General features: G+C 71.3%; 14 protein-coding genes. 4 read left to right on the forward strand and 10 right to left on the reverse strand.

Features of this window, described 5'->3' with window-relative positions; translation table 11 throughout:
• Both ACFYSC_RS36485 and ACFYSC_RS36490 read left to right on the forward strand, forming a co-directional pair.
• Window positions 1-355 (forward strand): FG-GAP repeat domain-containing protein (locus tag ACFYSC_RS36485; RefSeq protein WP_389970831.1); only part of this gene is annotated, 355 nt, incomplete at its 5' end.
• 159 nt (window positions 356-514) lie between these two features.
• On the forward strand, window positions 515-1,201 hold the full coding sequence (locus tag ACFYSC_RS36490) for a response regulator (RefSeq protein WP_389970834.1): 687 nt from the start codon (window positions 515-517) through the stop codon (window positions 1,199-1,201).
• Between the two features lie 76 nt (window positions 1,202-1,277).
• On the opposite strand, the gene ACFYSC_RS36495 is transcribed toward ACFYSC_RS36490, so the two are convergent.
• On the reverse strand, window positions 1,278-2,582 hold the full coding sequence (locus ACFYSC_RS36495) for an aspartate aminotransferase family protein (protein WP_389970837.1): 1,305 nt from the start codon (window positions 2,580-2,582) through the stop codon (window positions 1,278-1,280).
• Between the two features lie 130 nt (window positions 2,583-2,712).
• On the opposite strand from ACFYSC_RS36495, the gene ACFYSC_RS36500 reads away from it, so the two are divergent.
• A complete protein-coding gene (locus tag ACFYSC_RS36500) occupies window positions 2,713-3,618 on the forward strand; it encodes a LysR family transcriptional regulator (protein WP_389970840.1) in 906 nt (301 codons plus the stop codon).
• A gap of 40 nt (window positions 3,619-3,658) precedes the next feature.
• On the opposite strand, the gene ACFYSC_RS36505 is transcribed toward ACFYSC_RS36500, so the two are convergent.
• Window positions 3,659-4,546 (reverse strand): LysR family transcriptional regulator, encoded by an 888-nt coding sequence (locus ACFYSC_RS36505; protein WP_389970843.1) that lies wholly within the window; start codon window positions 4,544-4,546, stop codon window positions 3,659-3,661.
• Window positions 4,547-4,713: 167 nt separating this feature from the next.
• On the opposite strand from ACFYSC_RS36505, the gene ACFYSC_RS36510 reads away from it, so the two are divergent.
• Window positions 4,714-5,535: a GNAT family N-acetyltransferase gene (locus ACFYSC_RS36510; RefSeq protein WP_389970846.1), complete on the forward strand. Its 822-nt coding sequence runs from the start codon at window positions 4,714-4,716 to the stop codon at window positions 5,533-5,535.
• A 57-nt stretch (window positions 5,536-5,592) separates the two neighbouring features.
• Here the strand turns inward: ACFYSC_RS36510 and ACFYSC_RS36515 are convergent, their stop codons facing one another.
• From ACFYSC_RS36515 to metH, 8 genes are all read right to left on the reverse strand, one after another.
• On the reverse strand, window positions 5,593-6,648 hold the full coding sequence (locus tag ACFYSC_RS36515) for an ABC transporter ATP-binding protein (protein WP_389970849.1): 1,056 nt from the start codon (window positions 6,646-6,648) through the stop codon (window positions 5,593-5,595).
• Entirely contained in the window at window positions 6,645-7,700 is a 1,056-nt protein-coding gene (locus ACFYSC_RS36520) for an ABC transporter ATP-binding protein (protein WP_389970852.1), read from the reverse strand. The genes ACFYSC_RS36515 and ACFYSC_RS36520 overlap by 4 nt, the downstream gene beginning before the upstream one ends.
• A complete protein-coding gene (locus ACFYSC_RS36525) occupies window positions 7,697-8,710 on the reverse strand; it encodes an ABC transporter permease (protein WP_389970855.1) in 1,014 nt (337 codons plus the stop codon). Before ACFYSC_RS36525 ends, ACFYSC_RS36520 begins: the two co-directional genes overlap by 4 nt.
• A gap of 84 nt (window positions 8,711-8,794) precedes the next feature.
• Window positions 8,795-10,573, reverse strand: coding sequence for an ABC transporter substrate-binding protein (locus ACFYSC_RS36530; protein ID WP_362937219.1), 1,779 nt, complete (start codon window positions 10,571-10,573; stop codon window positions 8,795-8,797).
• A gap of 68 nt (window positions 10,574-10,641) precedes the next feature.
• Window positions 10,642-11,652: an ABC transporter permease gene (locus tag ACFYSC_RS36535; RefSeq protein ID WP_389970858.1), complete on the reverse strand. Its 1,011-nt coding sequence runs from the start codon at window positions 11,650-11,652 to the stop codon at window positions 10,642-10,644.
• Between the two features lie 261 nt (window positions 11,653-11,913).
• Window positions 11,914-12,495, reverse strand: coding sequence for a cellulose synthase (locus ACFYSC_RS36540; protein ID WP_389970861.1), 582 nt, complete (start codon window positions 12,493-12,495; stop codon window positions 11,914-11,916).
• 259 nt (window positions 12,496-12,754) lie between these two features.
• Complete coding sequence (locus ACFYSC_RS36545) at window positions 12,755-13,405, reverse strand: HAD family hydrolase (RefSeq protein WP_389970864.1); 651 nt, start codon at window positions 13,403-13,405, stop codon at window positions 12,755-12,757.
• Window positions 13,406-13,427: 22 nt separating this feature from the next.
• The gene (gene metH, locus ACFYSC_RS36550) at window positions 13,428-16,892 is read right to left on the reverse strand and encodes a methionine synthase (protein ID WP_389970867.1); all 3,465 of its coding nucleotides are present in this window, start codon (window positions 16,890-16,892) and stop codon (window positions 13,428-13,430) included.
• Window positions 16,893-17,426: the final 534 nt, after the last annotated feature.

Here is a 17,426-nt window from a genome sequence, read left to right on the forward strand (position 1 = left end):
CTACAGCACCACCCAACCGGTGAAGATCGGCAACGGCTGGAACGGCTACAGCTTCTTCGGAGCGACGGACTGGGACCGCGACGGCCACCAGGACCTCGTCGTCAGGGAGAACGACACCGAGAACCTGTTCCTCTACCCGGGCGAGAGCCGGCGGGGTCCCAGCGGCACTCCCCGGGTGAAGATCGGCAACGGCTGGGGCGGCCACACATGGTTCGGGGCGACGGACTGGGACCGTGACGGCCACCGGGACCTCATCGCCCGCCAGGACACGACGGGTGACCTCCTCCTGTACCCGGGACAGAGCACCCGCGGCTACAGCACCACCCAACCGGTGAAGATCGGCAACGGCTGGTAGACGTGTCCGTCCGGTCTCGCCGGGGACGGGCCTCCGGCGAGACCGGACGGGTTCGCGGGCGCCGGGGGGCGTGCCGCCCCTCTATGGTGGAGTCCTGCGGACCGGCCCGTGCGGAGGGCGGGTCCGAGGCCGGCGCCCGGTTCCCCTCGAAGGTGTGTGATGACGATCAGAGTGCTGCTGGTCGACGACCAGCCACTGCTGCGTACCGGTTTCCGCCTCATCCTGGAGGCCGAGCCGGAGATCACCGTCGTCGGTGAGGCCGGGGACGGCAAGGCCGCCCAGGAGCAGGCGCGGGCGCTGCTGCCCGACGTGATCCTGATGGACGTCCGGATGCCGGGCGTGGACGGCATCGACGCCACCCGCCGGATCGTCCGGGAGGCGGCGCGCGGCACCCACGTGCCCAGGGTGCTGGTGCTGACCACGTTCGACCTGGACGAGTACATCGTGGAGGCGCTGCGCGCCGGGGCCAGCGGCTTTTTGCTCAAGGACGTCCCGCCCGAGGAGCTGGTGCAGGCCATCCGGGTGGTCGCGGCGGGCGACGCCATCGTCGCGCCGAGCGTCACCCGGAGGTTGCTCGACCGGTTCGGCGCGCACCTGCCGTCCACCCGCCGCCCGTCGGCCCCGGCCCGGCTGGGGCGTCTCACCGAGCGCGAGCTGGAGGTGCTGCGGCTGATCGCCCGGGGCATGTCCAACGCCGAGATCGCCGCCGAGCTGGTGGTGAGCGAGACGACCGTCAAGACGCACGTCGGCAACGTCCTCACCAAGCTGGGCCTGCGCGACCGCGTGCAGGCCGTGGTCCTGGCCTACGAGACCGGCCTGATCACCCCGGGCGCCCCCTCCTCCTAGGAACCGTCCGGGGCCGGTCACGTCCGCCGGGATGGCGGACGAGCCGGCGGCGACGGGCGTGGGACACCGGTCCGCGTCACCCGGCGGCGCCGAGCACCGCTTTGAGCGACGCCTCAAGGATGTCCACGCCGGTGTTCAGTTCGTCGTCGCTGATCGTGAGAGGCGGGGCGATGCGGAAGATGCCGCCCATCTCGGGCAACTGGACGATGTTCATGTGCAGTCCTCGTTCGAGACAGGCCGCGGTGATCGCTTTACCCAGCTCGTCGGCGGGCGCCTTGCTCTTCTTGTCCGTGACGAGCTCGATGCCCTGGAGCAGGCCGCGGCCGCGGACGTCGCCGACGACCTCGTAGGCGTCACGCAGCGCCAGCAGCCGGCCGGTGAGCCGGTCGCCCAGGACCGCGGCACGCTCCGTGAGGTTCTCGCGCTGGACGACGTCGAGGACCGTCAGCGCGACGGCGGCCGCCAGGGGGTCGGAGACGTGGGTGGTGTAGAAGAGGAAACCCCGGTCGTGGCATGCCTGCTCGATCTCGGCGGTCGTGATGACGGCCGCCACGGGCAGTCCGGCTCCCAGGGTCTTCGACAACGTCAGGATGTCGGGTGCGACGCCGTCGCGCTCGAACGCGTACATCGTTCCGGTGCGGCCGAGGCCGGTCTGCGCCTCGTCCAGGATGAGCAGCATCCCGCGTTCGTCGCACATCTCCCTGAGACGACGCAGATACCCCGGCGGCAGATCGATGATCCCGCCCGAGGACAGGATGGGCTCGATGAGGCAGGCGGCGAGGCTCCCGGCGGACTGCCGGTCGACCAGGGCGAAGCCGTAGGCGAGTTCGGCCTCCCAGTCGTGTGACCCGTCGGAGGCCCGGAACGGCGAACGGTAGGCGTTCGGCGCGGGCAGCGCCAGGTTGCCCGGTGCCGGGGGGCCGTAGCCGCGCCGCCCGGCGGAGAAGGTCGCGGAGGCGGCCCCCTGGGTCATGCCGTGCCACGAGCGGTCGAAGGAGACGATCTCGAAGCGGCCGGTGGAGAGCTTGGCCATCTTGATCGCGGCCTCGTTCGCCTCGGCTCCCGTGGTGAGCAGCAGCATCTTGCCGAGCTCCGGAGGCAGGGTCGCGGTGAGCCTCCGGGCGAGTTCCAGCACGGGAGCGCTGAGCATGCCGCTGAAGAGGTGGTCCAGCGACGCGACCGCGGACGAGACCGTCGCCACGATGTCCGGGTGCGCATGACCGAGGATGGAGCTCATCTGCCCCGAGGTGAAGTCGAGGATCGGCGTGCCCTGGCGGTCGAAGACGTACGCGCCGGAGGCTCGTTCGATGACCCGCGGGGTGAAGCCGGCTCCGTAGCGGACAAGGAGGCGGTCCGCCTCGTCCCAGAACGTCGTGTCCATCGTCAACCTCTCTCACCGCGTCCGAGCAGATGTCGGATCTTCTGCTCGGTGCCATCCTGCATCGACGACAAAACTCGTAACAAGCAGACAAATGCGACCTATCATTCGGCATTGCCTTACGATCGATGCCATGCTCAGCCCGCAACGCCTCGCGATCCTGCGCGCGGTCCTGGCCGCCGGGTCGATCAACCAGGCGGCGCGGAACCTCAGCTACTCCCCCGCGACGATCAGCCAGCACATGACCGCCCTGGCGAAGGAGACCGGGCTGGTCCTCTTCGAGAAACAGGGACGCGGCATCAGCCCCACCGACGCCGCACGGCACCTGGCGGATGAGGCCCAGTCGCTCCTCGCCGACTTCGGGCGCCTCGAACGTGTCGTCGCGGACCTCCGGAGCGGTCAGGCGCAGCATCTGGCGATCACCTGCTTCGCCTCCGCGGCCGAGCGGTGGATCCCGGAGGTCGTGCGGACCGTTCGCCGGCACCGGCCGAACCTCACCGTCGAGATCAGCCTCAACGAACCCGTCGACGGGCGCGGTCGCCGGCGGCCGGACCTCGACATCCGGACCGAGCCCGCCGACGGGGCCGAGGTGCACCTCGACGGTTACCGGCGTCACGAACTCGCCGTCGAGGAACTCGTCGCCGTGCTCCCCGCCGCCCACCCCCTCGCCGGTGCCCGCGAACTCGCCTTCCGGGACCTCGAAGACGAGCCCTGGGTGGACCACGACATCTACGACAGCCCGATCGGGCAGATCATCCTGACCGCCTGCAGGGCCGCCGGATTCACGCCACGCTACGCCGCCCGCCTGGACGATCACCGGGCGGCGCTGCGGCTGGTGGAGACGGGCATCGGCGTCACCGTCCTGCCGCGCCTGGCCGTCGCGGAGCTCCCCGGCGGGGTCGTCACCATGCCTGTGGTCCGCCCCACCGTCTTCCGGCGCATCGTCGTCCACGCCCGCCAGGATCGACGGCGCGGCGACCTCATCGCCCGCGCGGTGGCACGGCTTCGCGACAGCGCCCGCGAGGCGGTGTCGCCGTGACGCGGCGCCCCGTGTTCCGTGCGCCGCCGGGAACCCGCGGTCACGGCGCGGGCGGGTGGCCCGCCGGGGCGTGCCGGCGCAGCTCGGCGAGGATCCGGGCGAGCACCGGCCGGGTGTCGGCGCGCCGCCAGGCGACGGCGACGGTGCACCGCAGGTCGCCGGAGAGCGGCACGAACACCACCCCGGTGCGGGCGTAGTGCTCGTCGGTGCTCCGCGACAGCAGAGCTATCCCCTGACCCGCCGCCACCAGCTCCAGGGTCTCCTCGATCGCGTCGGACCCGATCTCACCGGCGACGTCCGTCACGCCGAGCGACCCGGGGCCGCGGAAGTCCCGCCAGACCGGGTCGGGGCTGCGCGGCACCACCCACACCCGGCCGCCCAGGTCTCCCGGGCCGAGGACGGGGGCCCGGGAGAGCGGGTCACCGACGGGCACGGCGACGGCCCGGCGGTCGGCGCCGACGACCCTGATCTCCAGGGCGTCGCCGGTCAGCGGCGGCCACACCACGGCCAGGTCGCTGGCCCCGGTCAGCAGGCCGCAGGAGGGGTCGTCGAAGTCGAAGCGACGCAGCCGTACGTCCCGGCCGGAGGCCCGCCGTACGGCGCCGAGCAGGGCCGAGGTGCGCGTCCCCGCCGCCTCGCCCATGAAGCCCACGGTGAGGCCCGGGACGTCCCCGGCGAGCAGGGCCTCGAACTCGTCGGCGGCGGCGGTCACCGCGGCCGCGTGGGCCAGCACTCCGGCGCCCAGCTCGGTCAGGCGGGCGCCGTCGCGGTCTCGGACCAGCAGCGGACGGCCCGCGGCGGCCTCCAGGCGGCGCACCGCGGCGCTCACCGTCGGCTGGCTGACCCCGAGCGCGGCGGCGGCCCCCCGGAAGGAGCCGGCGCGGGCGACGGCGACGAACGCCCGTACGGCGGGCAGCGTGACCTCCATCCGGCGATGATAGCCGTCGGCTATCGGCATAGCGGGAAACTGTCGGAGCGCCGGCGTCCCGTGCCCGAGGATCGCCTCGTGATGTCCGCGGGACGGGCGGGCCGGGCCCGTCCGGGCGGTGCTCTCCGGCACCGCCGTCCGGGTGCCCGGGACCTTGGAGGAACGTGATGATGATCCGGGAACTGACGCCCGGCGACCTCGACGGCTGCCTGCGGCTCGCCGAGGACCGGGGCTGGGGCAGGGAGGAGCGCAAGTGGCGTTTCCTGCTGGAGGGCGGCGAGGGGTACGGGATCGTGGACGATGCCGGGGAGCCGGTGGCGACCGCGATCCTGACCCGGTACGGGGACCGCACCGCGGCGGTCAGCATGGTGCTGGTGGCCTCCCGCCTCGCACGGCGGGGCCTGGGCACCCGGCTGATCTCCCACGTGCTGGACCGGGCGGGCGGAACGACCGTGTTCCTGAACGCCACCGCCCAGGGACGGCCCCTGTACGAGAAGCTGGGGTTCCGGGTGACCGGCGGGGCCTCCATGCACGTCGGGCTCTTCACCGGGCCGCCGTCGGGCGCCTCCCGCGCCGCGCGGCCGGACGACCTGAAGGCGATCGCCGACCTGGACGCGGAGGTCGTGGGCGCGGACCGGTCCGGTCTGCTGCGGCGCTACGCGGGCTTCGCCGAGGAGATCCGGGTGCTCGACCACGGCCGGGGCGTGTCGGGGTACGCGGGGATGTGGCGCAACGTCGCCAACACGGTCGTCGGCCCGGTGATCGCGGCGAGCCCGGAGGACGCACGGGCACTGGTCGCCGACCTCGCCTCACGGGCCGGGCGGCCGGTGCGGCTGGAGATCGAGGACCGGCGGCCGGAGCTGGCGGCGTGGCTGGCCGGGCACGGTGTGACCGCGGGGATGCGGACGTCGGACATGGTCGCCGGGTCCGGGCCGCTGCCCGGCGACCGGTCGCGGTTCTTCGCCCCGGTCATGTCGGCACTCGGCTGAGGGGGCCCCGGCCCGGTCCGACGGGCCGGACCGGGACCTCTCCCCCGGCGGGCGCGGTCAGGCCGGGACGGTCTCCCCCGGTGCGGGCCGGGCGGCCGGGCCGGGGGCGTTCTCCGGGAAGTGGCAGGCGACCTGGTGGCCCGCGGCCAGCTCGACCAGCGGCGGCTCCACCGTCTTGCAGACCTCCTGGGCCTTCCAGCACCGGGTGTGGAAGCGGCAGGCGGGCGGCGGGTTGAGCGGGCTGGGCACGTCGCCCTGGAGCCGGATGCGCTCGCGGTCCTTGCGCCGGCCCGGGTCGGGGATCGGGACCGCCGACATCAGCGCGTTGGTGTACGGGTGCATGGGCGACTCGTACAGGCCCTTGCGGTCGGCCAGCTCGACGATCTTGCCGAGGTACATGACCGCGACCCGGTCGCTGATGTGCCGGATGACCGACAGGTCGTGCGCGACGATGACGTAGGTCAGGTCCAGCTCGTTCTGCAGGTCCTCCAGGAGGTTGACCACCTGCGCCTGGATCGACACGTCGAGGGCGGAGACCGGCTCGTCGGCGATGATGAGCTTGGGCTTGAGCGCGAGCGTGCGAGCGATGCCGATGCGCTGGCGCTGGCCGCCGGAGAACTCGTGCGGATAGCGGTTGTAGTGCTCGGGGTTGAGCCCGACCAGCTCCAGGATCTCCTGGACGGCCTTCTTGGTGCCCTGCTCGGTCTGGATGCCCTGGATGCGGAAGGGCGCACCGACGATGGCGCCCACCGTGTGCCGGGGGTTGAGCGAGGAGTAGGGGTCCTGGAAGATCATCTGCATGTCGCGGCGGAGCGGCCGCAGGGACGACTGCGACCTGTGGGTGATGTCCTCGCCCTCGAACACGACCTTCCCGCCGGTCGGCTCCAGCAGGCGGGTGATCAGGCGGCCGGTGGTGCTCTTGCCGCAGCCGGACTCGCCCACGAGGCCGAGTGTCTCTCCCTTGCGGACGTCGAAGCTGACCCCGTCGACCGCCTTGACCGCGCCGACCTGACGTCTGAGCAGGCCCTTGGTCACCGGGAAGTGCTTCTGCAGCCCCTGGACGGACAGCAGCGCACCGGAGTCGGTCACCGCGGCGCCCTTGTCGTCAGTCACGTGCTCTCCAACATCGGCTTGATCTCGTTTTCCCAGATGGCCCGCCGCTCCGCGGGCGGCATGTGGCAGCGGACCAGGTGGCCGCCCTCGGTCTCGGTGAGCAGGGGCACCTCGGTGGTGGCCTTGCCCCCGGTGCGGTCCTCGTAGGTGCAGCGCGGGTTGAAGGCGCAGCCGGACGGCACGTTGATCAGGGAGGGCGGGCTGCCCTTGATCGGCATCAGCCGCTCGGTGGGCTCGCGGTCCAGACGGGGCATGGAACCCAGCAGACCCCAGGTGTAGGGGTGCTCGGGCCGGTAGAAGATGTCCTCGGCGCTGCCGTACTCGACGCACCTGCCGCCGTACATCACCAGGATGTCGTCGGAGAGCTCGGCGACCACGCCGAGGTCGTGGGTGATGACGATCAGCGCGGAGTTGAACTCACGCTGCAGGTCGAGCATCAGGTCCAGGATCTGCGCCTGGACCGTCACGTCGAGGGCGGTGGTGGGCTCGTCGGCGATCAGCAGCTCCGGGTCGCACGACAGCGCCATGGCGATCATGGCGCGCTGGCGCATGCCGCCGGAGAACTCGTGCGGGTAGCTGTCGACGCGCTTGTCGGGCTGCGGGATGCCCACCCGGCCGAGCATGTCGATGGCGTGCTTGCGGGCCACCTGCTTGCTGACCTTGTGGTGGATCCGGTACGCCTCGACGATCTGGGCGCCGACCGTGTAGTACGGGTGCATGGACGACAGCGGGTCCTGGAAGATCATCGCCATCTTCTTGCCGCGCAGCGTCCGCACGTGGTCGGCGCTCGCCCCGACGAGCTCCTCGCCGTCCAGCCAGATCTCACCGGAGATCTTCGCCCGGCCGCCCTTGTGCAGGCCGAGGATGCCGAGGCTGGTGACGCTCTTTCCGGAGCCGGACTCACCCACGATGCCCAGGGTCTTGCCCCGGTCGAGCTTGAACGACAGGCCGTCGACCGACTTGACGACCCCGTCCTCGGTCGGGAAGTGGATGCGCAGGTCGCGCAGCTCCAGGAAGGAGTCGGGCGCGGGGGAACCGGGCGCCGCCGTCATGAGAGCCTCACCCTCGGGTCGACCACCGCGTACAGGATGTCCACGATGAGGTTGGCCAGGACGATGAAGAAGGCCGCGAACATGGTCACGCCGAGCACGACCGGCAGGTCGTTGCCGCGGATCGCGTCGATGACCAGCTTGCCGACGCCGGGGATGGAGAAGGTGCTCTCGGTGAGCACGGCTCCGCCCAGCAGCAGGCCGACGTCGAGCCCGAAGATGGTGAGGATCGGGGTCAGCGTGGCGCGCAGCGCGTGCTTGGTGACGACCGTGCTCTCCTTGAGGCCCTTGGCCCGGGCCGTGCGGATGTAGTCCTCGCCCATGGTCTCCAGCATGCCCGCCCTGGTGAGCCGGGCGTACAGGGCCGCGTAGAGGAACGCCAGGGTGATCCAGGGCAGGACGAGCGCCTGGAACCACATGACGGGGTTGGCGGTGAACGGGGTGTAGCTGCCGCCGCCGGGGAAGATCCCGAGCGTGTAGGCGAACACCGCCAGCGAGACCAGGCCGGTGAAGTAGATGGGCAGCGAGACGCCGGCGAGCGCCACGGTCATGGCCGCGCGGTCGAGCGCGGTGCCGCGTCTCAGCGCGGAGACGATGCCGATGCTGACGCCGGTGATGAGCCAGATGATCGCCGCGCCCGCGGCCAGCGACATCGTCGCGGGCAGCCGGTCGAGCAGCGTCGGCCAGACCGGCTGGTTGTTGTTGAAGGAGTAGCCGAAGCAGGGAGCCGGGCACTCGGCCTTGCGCGGGCCGAGCGAGTAGTCCTCGCCGACGACGATGCCCTTGGCGAACCGCCCGTACTGCACGATGAGCGGGTCGTCCAGGTGCAGCCGCTTGACGGCGCCCTGGATCGCCTCGGGGGTGGCATCCCGTCCGACGTAACGCGACGCCATGCCCTCGGGGGTCTGTCCCAGGGCCCGTGGGATGAGGAAGAAGATCGCGAAGGTGGCGGCGCTGACGACGGCGAGCATCAGCACGGCGGCGATCACGCGGCGGACGATGAATGCGACCACGATCGTTCGGCCGGGTGCCCGGGAGGGTCGCTCCCGGGCACCGTGGCCTTCACCTGCCTTTGGTTGGCTAGAGAAGTACTACTACTACTGCTGCTTGACGCCGAGCCACGTGTAGTCGTACATGCCGTAGGCCGGGTGCACGTACACGTTGGTCAGGGTCGAGGGGCGGAAGAGGAGCGTCTTCTCGTAGACGAACGGCATGAACGCGGCCGACTCCATGACCTTCTTGTCGACCTCGGCCCAGATCTCGTTGCGGGCCGCCGTGTCGGTGGTCTGGATGCCCTTGTCGAGCAGCTCGTTCACGGTCGGGTCGTTCAGCTCCATCATGTTGTAGTTGCCGGAGTCCTTGATGAAGCGACCGTCGACGATCTGCGACAGGAAACCGAAGCCGGACGGCCAGTCGGAGCCCCAGCCGGCGATCATGATGCCCAGGTTGTTCTTGTGCACGAAGTCCGGCTTGCCGGCGTACTGCGAGCTCCAGTCACCCGAGGGGTACTTCTTGATCGTGGCCTTGATGCCGACCTTGTCGAGCGAGGCCTGCAGAGCCTCGGCGACCTGGACCTCCTTGACCCGGTCACCGCGGACCGCGATGTTGGTCTCGAAGCCGTTCGGCTGGCCGCAGGCCTTGAGGCTCTCCTGGGCCTTGGCCTTGTCGCCCTTGTGGTCCTGACCGTTGGGGAACAGGTCGAACGCCTTGTAGCCCACGGTGGTCGGGGTCATCGCGGTGCTGCCGATGTCACCGCCGAGCGGGCCGCCCCACGGCGCCTGGGTGGCGACCTTGTCGGTGATGTACTGCACGGCCTTGCGGCACTCGATGTTGTCGAACGGCTTGACCTTGGTCGACATCATCGCGTAGCGGTTGAACGGCGTGTACGGGTTGTCCGACGAGTTCTTCAGCTGCGGGTTGCTGACGATCTTGGCGCGGGCGGCGGGCTGGACGCCGGTGCCGCCCAGGTCGACGTGGAGCTGCCCGTTGATCAGGCGCTGGTCGATGTCGTCGGCGTTCTGCTTGTACTGGACCTCGATGCGGTCCGGCAGCTGCTTGCGGGTGGTGTCGGTGGAGGGGTCCCAGTTCTCGTTCTTGACGAGGGTCAGCTGCTTGCCGACGTCGTAGCTCTCGAACTTGTAGGGGCCGGTCGAGGCGACGTTCTTCTCGTAGTCGAGACCGTTGTCCTTGGCCTGCGGCACCGGAGCCGACTGCGGGTTGGCGACCAGGAAGTCGAACTCCGCGAACGGGGCCTTGAGCTTGAAGACGACGGTGGAGTCGTCGGGGGTCTCGACGCCCTTGAAGTCGTCGAGGTTCTTGTCCTTGTACGGGCCCTTGTAGTCACCGGCGTCGAGGTACTGGGCGAAGTACTTCGGGCCGTCGGTGAGCTCGGAGGTGAAGTTGCTGCGGGCGATGGCGTACTTGACGTCGGCGGCCTTGACCTCGGTGCCGTCGTCGTACTTGATGCCCTTCTTCAGCTTGTAGGTCCAGGTCTTGCCGTCGTCGCTGGCCTGACCGGGGCCCTCGGCGAGGTCGGGGACGAGCTTCAGTCCCTCCTCACCCGGGGCGGGCTGGTAGGTCATCAGCGGACGGGCGTACAGCCGCGAGAAGTTCCAGTTCCAGGCGTAGTAGGTGTTACCCGGGTCCGTGGAGTCCGGCTCGTCGGTCAGCGCGAACTTGAGCGTGCCGCCCTTGGCGTCGGAGGCGTTGATGACCTTGGTGTAGCCATCGTTGAAGGCCGTGCCGGAGGCTCCGGTGCCCTGGTTGCCCGAGCCGGTGTTGTTGCCGCCGCCGCCGGCCGTGCCGCCGCAGGCGGCGAGACCCATGCTCAGCGTGGTACCCAGCGCGGCGAGCGCCAAGGCTTTGGTCTTCCTCATCGTGGTGGTACACCCCTTGTCGTGAAGTGGCGGTGGTGGAGACGGACGGGCGCGACGGTCGCTTCGCGCTACCTGGCTCGCGGGTCGAGGGCGTCCCGCAGCCCGTCGCCCAGGAGGTTGAAGGCCATCACGGTGATGAAGATCGCGAGGCCGGGGACGATCATGAAGTGCGGGGCGATCTGGTAGTAGTCGACCGCCCGGGTGAGCATGCCTCCCCAGGACGCCTGGGGCTCGTTCACACCCACGCCGAGGAACGACAGCGACGCCTCGAACATGATGTTGGTGGGGATGAGCAGCGTGGAGTAGACCAGGATCGGCGCCACGAGGTTCGGGAACACCTCGCGGAAGATGATGTAGCCGTTGCTCGCCCCCAGCGAGCGGGCGGCGTCGACGAACTCGCGCTCGCGCAGCGACAGCGTCTGGCCGCGCACGATGCGCGCGATGTAGGGCCAGCTGAAGAACCCGATGATGAACACGATCACCGCGAGGCGCAGCGTGTTGCCCTTCATGCCGATCGCCTGGTCGGGCAGCGCGCCGACGATGGCGATCGCGAACAGCAGCAGCGGGAAGGCCAGGAAGACGTCCATCAGCCGGCTGATGAACGTGTCGATCCAGCCGCCGAAGTAGCCGGCGAGCACGCCGAGCAGCGCGCCGATCACCACCGAGACGAGCGTGGCGAGGAAGGCGACCAGCAGCGAGATCTGGGCGCCGGACAGGATGCGGGCGAAGACGTCACGGCCGTTGACCGGCTCCAGGCCGAAGGGGTGCTCCAGGCTGATGCCGCCGAAGGCGCCCGTCGGCGCGCTGGTCATCGGGTCGATGAGGTCGTTGTTGGGGATGTTGGGCGAATCGCCGAAGAGGGCGATCAGTCCCCCGAAGGGGCGCTCGGCGAAGATCGCCACCAGGACGAGGAACACCACCACGACCGCGCCGGCGACGGCGGCCTTGTCACGCTTGAGACGGGTCCAGGCGATCTGGCCGAGCGAACGGCCTTCGATGGCCTTTCCGCCCGTCCCCTGGAGAACGGCCTCCGGCTGGGCCTCCAGGGCCTGCCCGGAGACGTCGAGCGGTGCGGTCATGCGTGTGGCCCCCTGGGTCCCAGACGACGTTGTCCGACGGGTGCGCCCGGGTGGGGTGCGCCCTCCTGCTGTTCGGAACCGTGCTCACGGTCCTGGACGCAGAATCTATGGGCTGATCTGCACAGACCAACCCCTGAGGGCGCTATGTGGCTCAACTGTGATTCATGCGCAATTCATTTGTTTTGATCATCGACCGAATGTCTGGAAGCCGTTCCGCTTCTGTCTCGGATTCGTGACATTGCACTGACAGGTAACTCAGTGTTAACCGATCCCACGTCGCTTGAGGATGTCCTCGATATCCGAGAAGTCGTCGTCGGAGGAGGCCGCGGGCTTCCCGGACCGCTTACCGGCGGGCTGCGCACCGGGCCGGGCCATGGGCTGGGTGCCGGACCCGGAGGCGGACCGGGCGGGATCGGCGGGCGCCGCCCCGGGGCGCGACAGCGGCCGGGTGCCCGAGGAGCCCCGTACGGCGCCGCCCCCGGCGGCCCCCGCTCCCCCGTCGGGCGACTCCGCCGCCCTCCCGGACCCGGCCGTCCGCAGCCGGCGGCCGCGCACCGCCCCGGTCACCACGAACAGCACGGCCGACAGCACGGCCAGGGCCACCCCCGCCCACACCATGGGGTTGAGCACCGCGCCGGTGACGAACCCGACGATCGCCGTGCCGATCTGCCAGACGGTGGGCAGGGCGCCCGTCAGGTAGGCCGCCAGCGGCAGCAGCGACCAGGCCACCCCCCGCAGCCCGGACAGCGCTCCCGCGCGGCGCATCCGCAGGAAGCTGAGCAGCAACCCCACCCCGGTCAACCCGGCGCAGAGCGGCAACCACGCGATCTGGTCGAACGACATAGCGGACCGTCCCTCGTATCGGCGTACCCGTCCTCCATCCTGGCACGCGGAATCGCGAGGGTTCCTCCTCCCCTGGGAGGGACGGTCCCCTAGGGGACGGATCCGGGGGCGGCGGCGGCCTCTCGGGGATGTCCCCGGGTCGGCGGACCGCTTCGAGGACCGGGCGCCTCCCGGGGCCGCGGGCCTTCCGAAGGCGAGGCCGGGGGGCCGGGGGGCCAGGGGGGACGCGCGGCCGGCCCTCTGAGGGGGCCGGCCCGGGTCAGGCGGCGCCGACGACGTGCGCCCGGAGCACCTCGACGTCGACCTCGCGCAGGGAGGCCACGACCAGGCGGCCGGGAGCCGGGGGGATCGGCAGCACGCTGGGCACGGCCACCACCCGGCAGCCGGCGGCGGTCGCCGCGTTCACGCCGTTCGGCGAGTCCTCCAGGGCGACGCACCGGGCCGCGGCCACCCCCAGCAGGCGGACGGCCGTGAGGTACGGCTCCGGGTCCGGCTTGGTCCGCGCCACGTCGTCACCGGTCACCACGCGGTCGAAGTGGTGACGGCCGATGGAGGCCAGACAGGCGTCGGCGATCGGCCGGACCGAGGAGGTGACCAGGGCCGTGGGCAGGCCGGCCCGCCGTACGGACGTCAGCAGCCCGGCGGCGCCCGGCATCATCTCCACTCCGGCGGACAGCCGGCGGGTCATGCCCTCCAGCATCCATGCCTCCACGTCGGCCGGGTCGGCGGCAGACCCGGTGACCCGGAGCATGTAGTCCACGGCGGCCGGCATGGAGCCTCCCACCAGGTGCCGCTGGTCGGCGGGACCCCACTCGCCGCCGAGCCGCGCCATCACCTCGCTCTCGACCTCGAACCACACCTTCTCGCTGTCCACGAGAAGCCCGTCCATGTCGAACAGAACCGCGTCCATATAACGGTGGAACCCCTGACGGTCAGACGTTGAAGTAGTTGGCCTCGGGATGGTGGGCCACGAGCGCGGAGGTCGACTGCTCGGGGTGCAGCTGGAACTCCTCCGACAGGCTCACCCCGATCCGCCCGGGGTCCAGCAGCCCGGTGAGCTGCACCTGGTCCTCCAGGTTGGGGCAGGCGGGGTAGCCGAAGGAGTAACGGCAGCCGGTGACGTCGACCTTCAGCATGGCCTCCAGCGACTCGTCGCCGCCGATGCCGAGCTCGGCGCGGACCCGGGCGTGCCAGTACTCGGCCAGCGCCTCGGTGAGCTGCACCGACAGGCCGTGCAGCTCCAGGTAGTCGCGGTAGGCGTCCTTGGCGAACAGCTCGGCGGTGGCCTCGGCGATCCGGCTTCCCATCGTGACGATCTGGAAGGCGACCACGTCGGTCTCGCCGGACTCCCGGGGGCGGAAGAAGTCCGACAGGCACAGGTGCCGGTCGCGCCGCTGGCGCGGGAAGGTGAACCTGGTCCGCTCGCGGCCCGCGTCGTCCAGGATCACCAGGGAGTCGCCCTCGCTGACGCACGGGAAGTAGCCGTAGACGACCGCCGCCTCCAGCAGCCCCTCGGTCTGCATCCGGTCCAGCCACATCCGCAGGCGCGGCCGCCCCTGGGTCTCGACCAGCTCCTCGTAGGAGGGGCCCGCGCCGCCGCGGGCGGCCTTGAGGCCCCACTGGCCCATGAACGTCGCCCGCTCGTCCAGGAACGCGGCGTAGTCGGCGAGCGGGATGCCCTTGACCACGCGGTCGCCGTGGAAGGGCGCGGCCGGCACGGGGTTGGCGGTGCTCACGTCGGAGCGGGCGGGCAGCTCCTCCTCCGGGGTGCGCCTCAGGGTCGCGCCGGTCCTCACCCGCCGCTCCCGCAGCGGCGGCAGGGCCGCGCCGTCCTCGCCGCGCTTGACCGCCATGAAGGCGTCCATCAGCCGCAGCCCCTCGAAGGCGTCGCGGGCGTAGCGGACCTCGCCCTCGAACCGCCCGGCGAGGTCCTGCTCGACGTAGGCGCGGGTCAGCGCGGCGCCGCCGAGCAGCACCGGGTACCTGCCGGCCAGCCCCCGGGAGTTCATCTCCTCGAGGTTCTCCTTCATCACGACCGTGGACTTCACCAGCAGCCCGGACATGCCGATCACGTCGGCCCGCTGCTCCTCGGCGGCCTCGAGGATCGCCGACACCGGCTGCTTGATGCCGAGGTTGACGACCTCGTAACCGTTGTTGGACAGGATGATGTCCACCAGGTTCTTGCCGATGTCGTGCACGTCTCCCTTGACGGTGGCCAGCACGATGCGGCCCTTGGTCTCGCCCTCGACGCGGTCCATGTGCGGCTCCAGGTAGGCCACGGCGGCCTTCATCACCTCGGCCGACTGCAGCACGAACGGCAGCTGCATCTGCCCGGAGCCGAACAGCTCGCCGACGGTCCTCATGCCGTCGAGCAGCACGTCGTTGACGATCTCCAGGGCGGGGCGCCGGGTGAGCGCCTCGTCGAGGTCGGCCTCCAGGCCCTTGCGCTCACCGTCGACGATGCGGCGCCTGAGCCGCTCCCACAGCGGCAGCGCGGCCAGCTCCTCGGCCCGGCCCGCCTTCACCGCGGCGGCGTCGACGCCCTCGAACAGCTCCATGAACCGCTGCAGCGGATCGTAGCCCTCGCGCCGGCGGTCGTAGATCATGTCCAGGGCGACCTGGCGCTGCTCGTCGGGGATCCGGGCCATCGGCAGGATCTTGGAGGCGTGCACGATCGCCGAGTCGAGGCCGGCGTTGACGCACTCGTTGAGGAAGACGCTGTTGAGGACGACCCGCGCGGCCGGGTTGAGGCCGAAGGAGATGTTGGACAGCCCGAGGACCGTCTGCACGCCCGGGTGGCGGCGCTTGATCTCGCGGATCGCCTCGATCGTCTCGGCGCCGTCGCGGCGGGTCTCCTCCTGGCCGGTGGCGATGGGGAAGGTGAGGGCGTCGATGACGATGTCCTCGACCCTCATCCCCCAGCCGGCGGTGAGGTCGCCGATGAGGCGGTCGGCGATCCCGGTCTTCCACTCGGCGGTGCGGGCCTGACCCTCCTCGTCGATGGTCAGCGCCATGACGGCGGCGCCGTGCTCGCGGACCAGCCGCATGATCCTGGTGAAGCGGGAGTCGGGGCCGTCGCCGTCCTCGTAGTTGACCGAGTTGACGATCGCGCGGCCGCCGAGCGCCTCCAGCCCGGCCTCCAGCACGGCGGGCTCGGTGGAGTCGAGCACGATGGGCAGCGTGGAGGCGGTGGCGAAGCGGAACGCCAGCTCCCGCATGTCGGCCACGCCGTCGCGGCCGACGTAGTCGACGCACAGGTCGAGCATGTGCGCGCCGTCGCGGGCCTGGGCGCGGGCGATCTCGACGCACTCCTCCCAGTCCCCGGCGAGCATCGCCTCCCGGAACGCCTTGGAGCCGTTGGCGTTGGTGCGCTCGCCGATGGCGAGGTAGGAGGTGTCCTGCCGGAAGGGGACGGTCTGGTAGAGGGAGGCGGCGCCGGGCTCGGGGTGCGGGCGCCGCGCCGCGACCTCGCGGCCGCGCACCCGCTCGACCACCCGGCGCAGATGCTCGGGGGTGGTGCCGCAGCAGCCGCCGACCAGCGACAGACCGAAGTCGCGGACGAAGTGGTCGTGGGCGGCGGCCAGCTCGTCGGGGGTGAGGGGGTAGTGGGCGCCGTCGGCGGTCAGCACCGGCAGCCCGGCGTTGGGCATGCAGGACAGCCGCACCCGGGCGTGACGCGCGAGGTGGCGCAGGTGCTCGCTCATCTCCGCCGGGCCGGTGGCGCAGTTCAGGCCGATGACGTCGACGCCGAGCGGCTCGATGGACGTCAGCGCCGCGCCGATCTCCGAGCCGAGCAGCATCGCGCCGTTGGTCTCGATCGTCACCTGGGCGATGACCGGCACGTCACGGCCGGCCTCGGCGATGGCCCGCCGCGCGCCGACGACGGCGGCCTTGACCTGGAGGAGGTCCTGGGCGGTCTCGATGATCAGCGCGTCGGCGCCGCCGGCGATCAGGCCGGCCGCGTTCGCCTGGTAGGCGTCGCGCAGCTCGCCGTACGGCTTGTGCCCGAGGGTGGGCAGCTTGGTGCCCGGGCCGATGGAGCCGAGGACGAAGCGGGGGTGGTCAGGGGTGGACCAGGCGTCCGCGGCCTCCCGGGCGACGCGGGCCCCGGCCTCGGAGTACTCGTGGACCCGGTCGGCGATGTCGTACTCGCCCAGCGCGCTGAGGTTCGCGCCGAAGGTGTTGGTCTCGACGCAGTCGACGCCGACCTCGAAGTACGCCTCGTGCACGGCGCGGACGATGTCGGGGCGGGTGACGTTGAGGACCTCGTTGCAGCCCTCGTGGCCCTCGAAGTCGTCGAGGCCGACGTCGTGGGCCTGGAGCATCGTCCCCATGGCCCCGTCGGCGACCATCACGCGCTGGGACAGGACGTCACGGAAGGACGGGATGCTCGTCATGGCCCCAAGGGTACTAATCGATCCGACCTCGGTCGTTCACGACGGCGTCCGGATGCTGACATCGAAATGACCGGATGCTGAACCCCGCGCGCCGGGCGCCCTCCCCCCGGAGCTCCCGGAGGGGCCCCGGGAGCCGTCGCGGGCGGGGGCCGGAGCCGTCGCGGGGAGGCCCCGGGCCGGCCCCGCCCCGGCCGGCGGGAGACCGGGGCCGCCGCGGCGGACCGGCCGGGCGACCCCGCCCGGACGAGGTACGCGAGCCCCGGCACAGCGGGGGAAGCGGCCCGTGTCCTGGGAATTCGGTGATGGCCACCGCACCGCATAGGCTTATCCGGTAGACGGCCACGGCTGGGTCCTGTTTCGTGGGGGCGCGGCCGGGGGGGGGGGGACCCAAAAACTACGCCGGGGGGGCGGCGGGCGCGCCGGGGGCGGCCACAACCGCGACCCCACAACCCCCCCCCCCCGGGGAGACCCCCCCGGCGCGACTGCGCGCGCCCGCCCGCCAAACTAGAAAGGCACGGACACCGCCACCCACAA

The sequence above is a fragment of the Streptosporangium sp. NPDC004379 genome (assembly GCF_042873875.1).
GTDB lineage: Bacteria > Actinomycetota > Actinomycetes > Streptosporangiales > Streptosporangiaceae > Streptosporangium.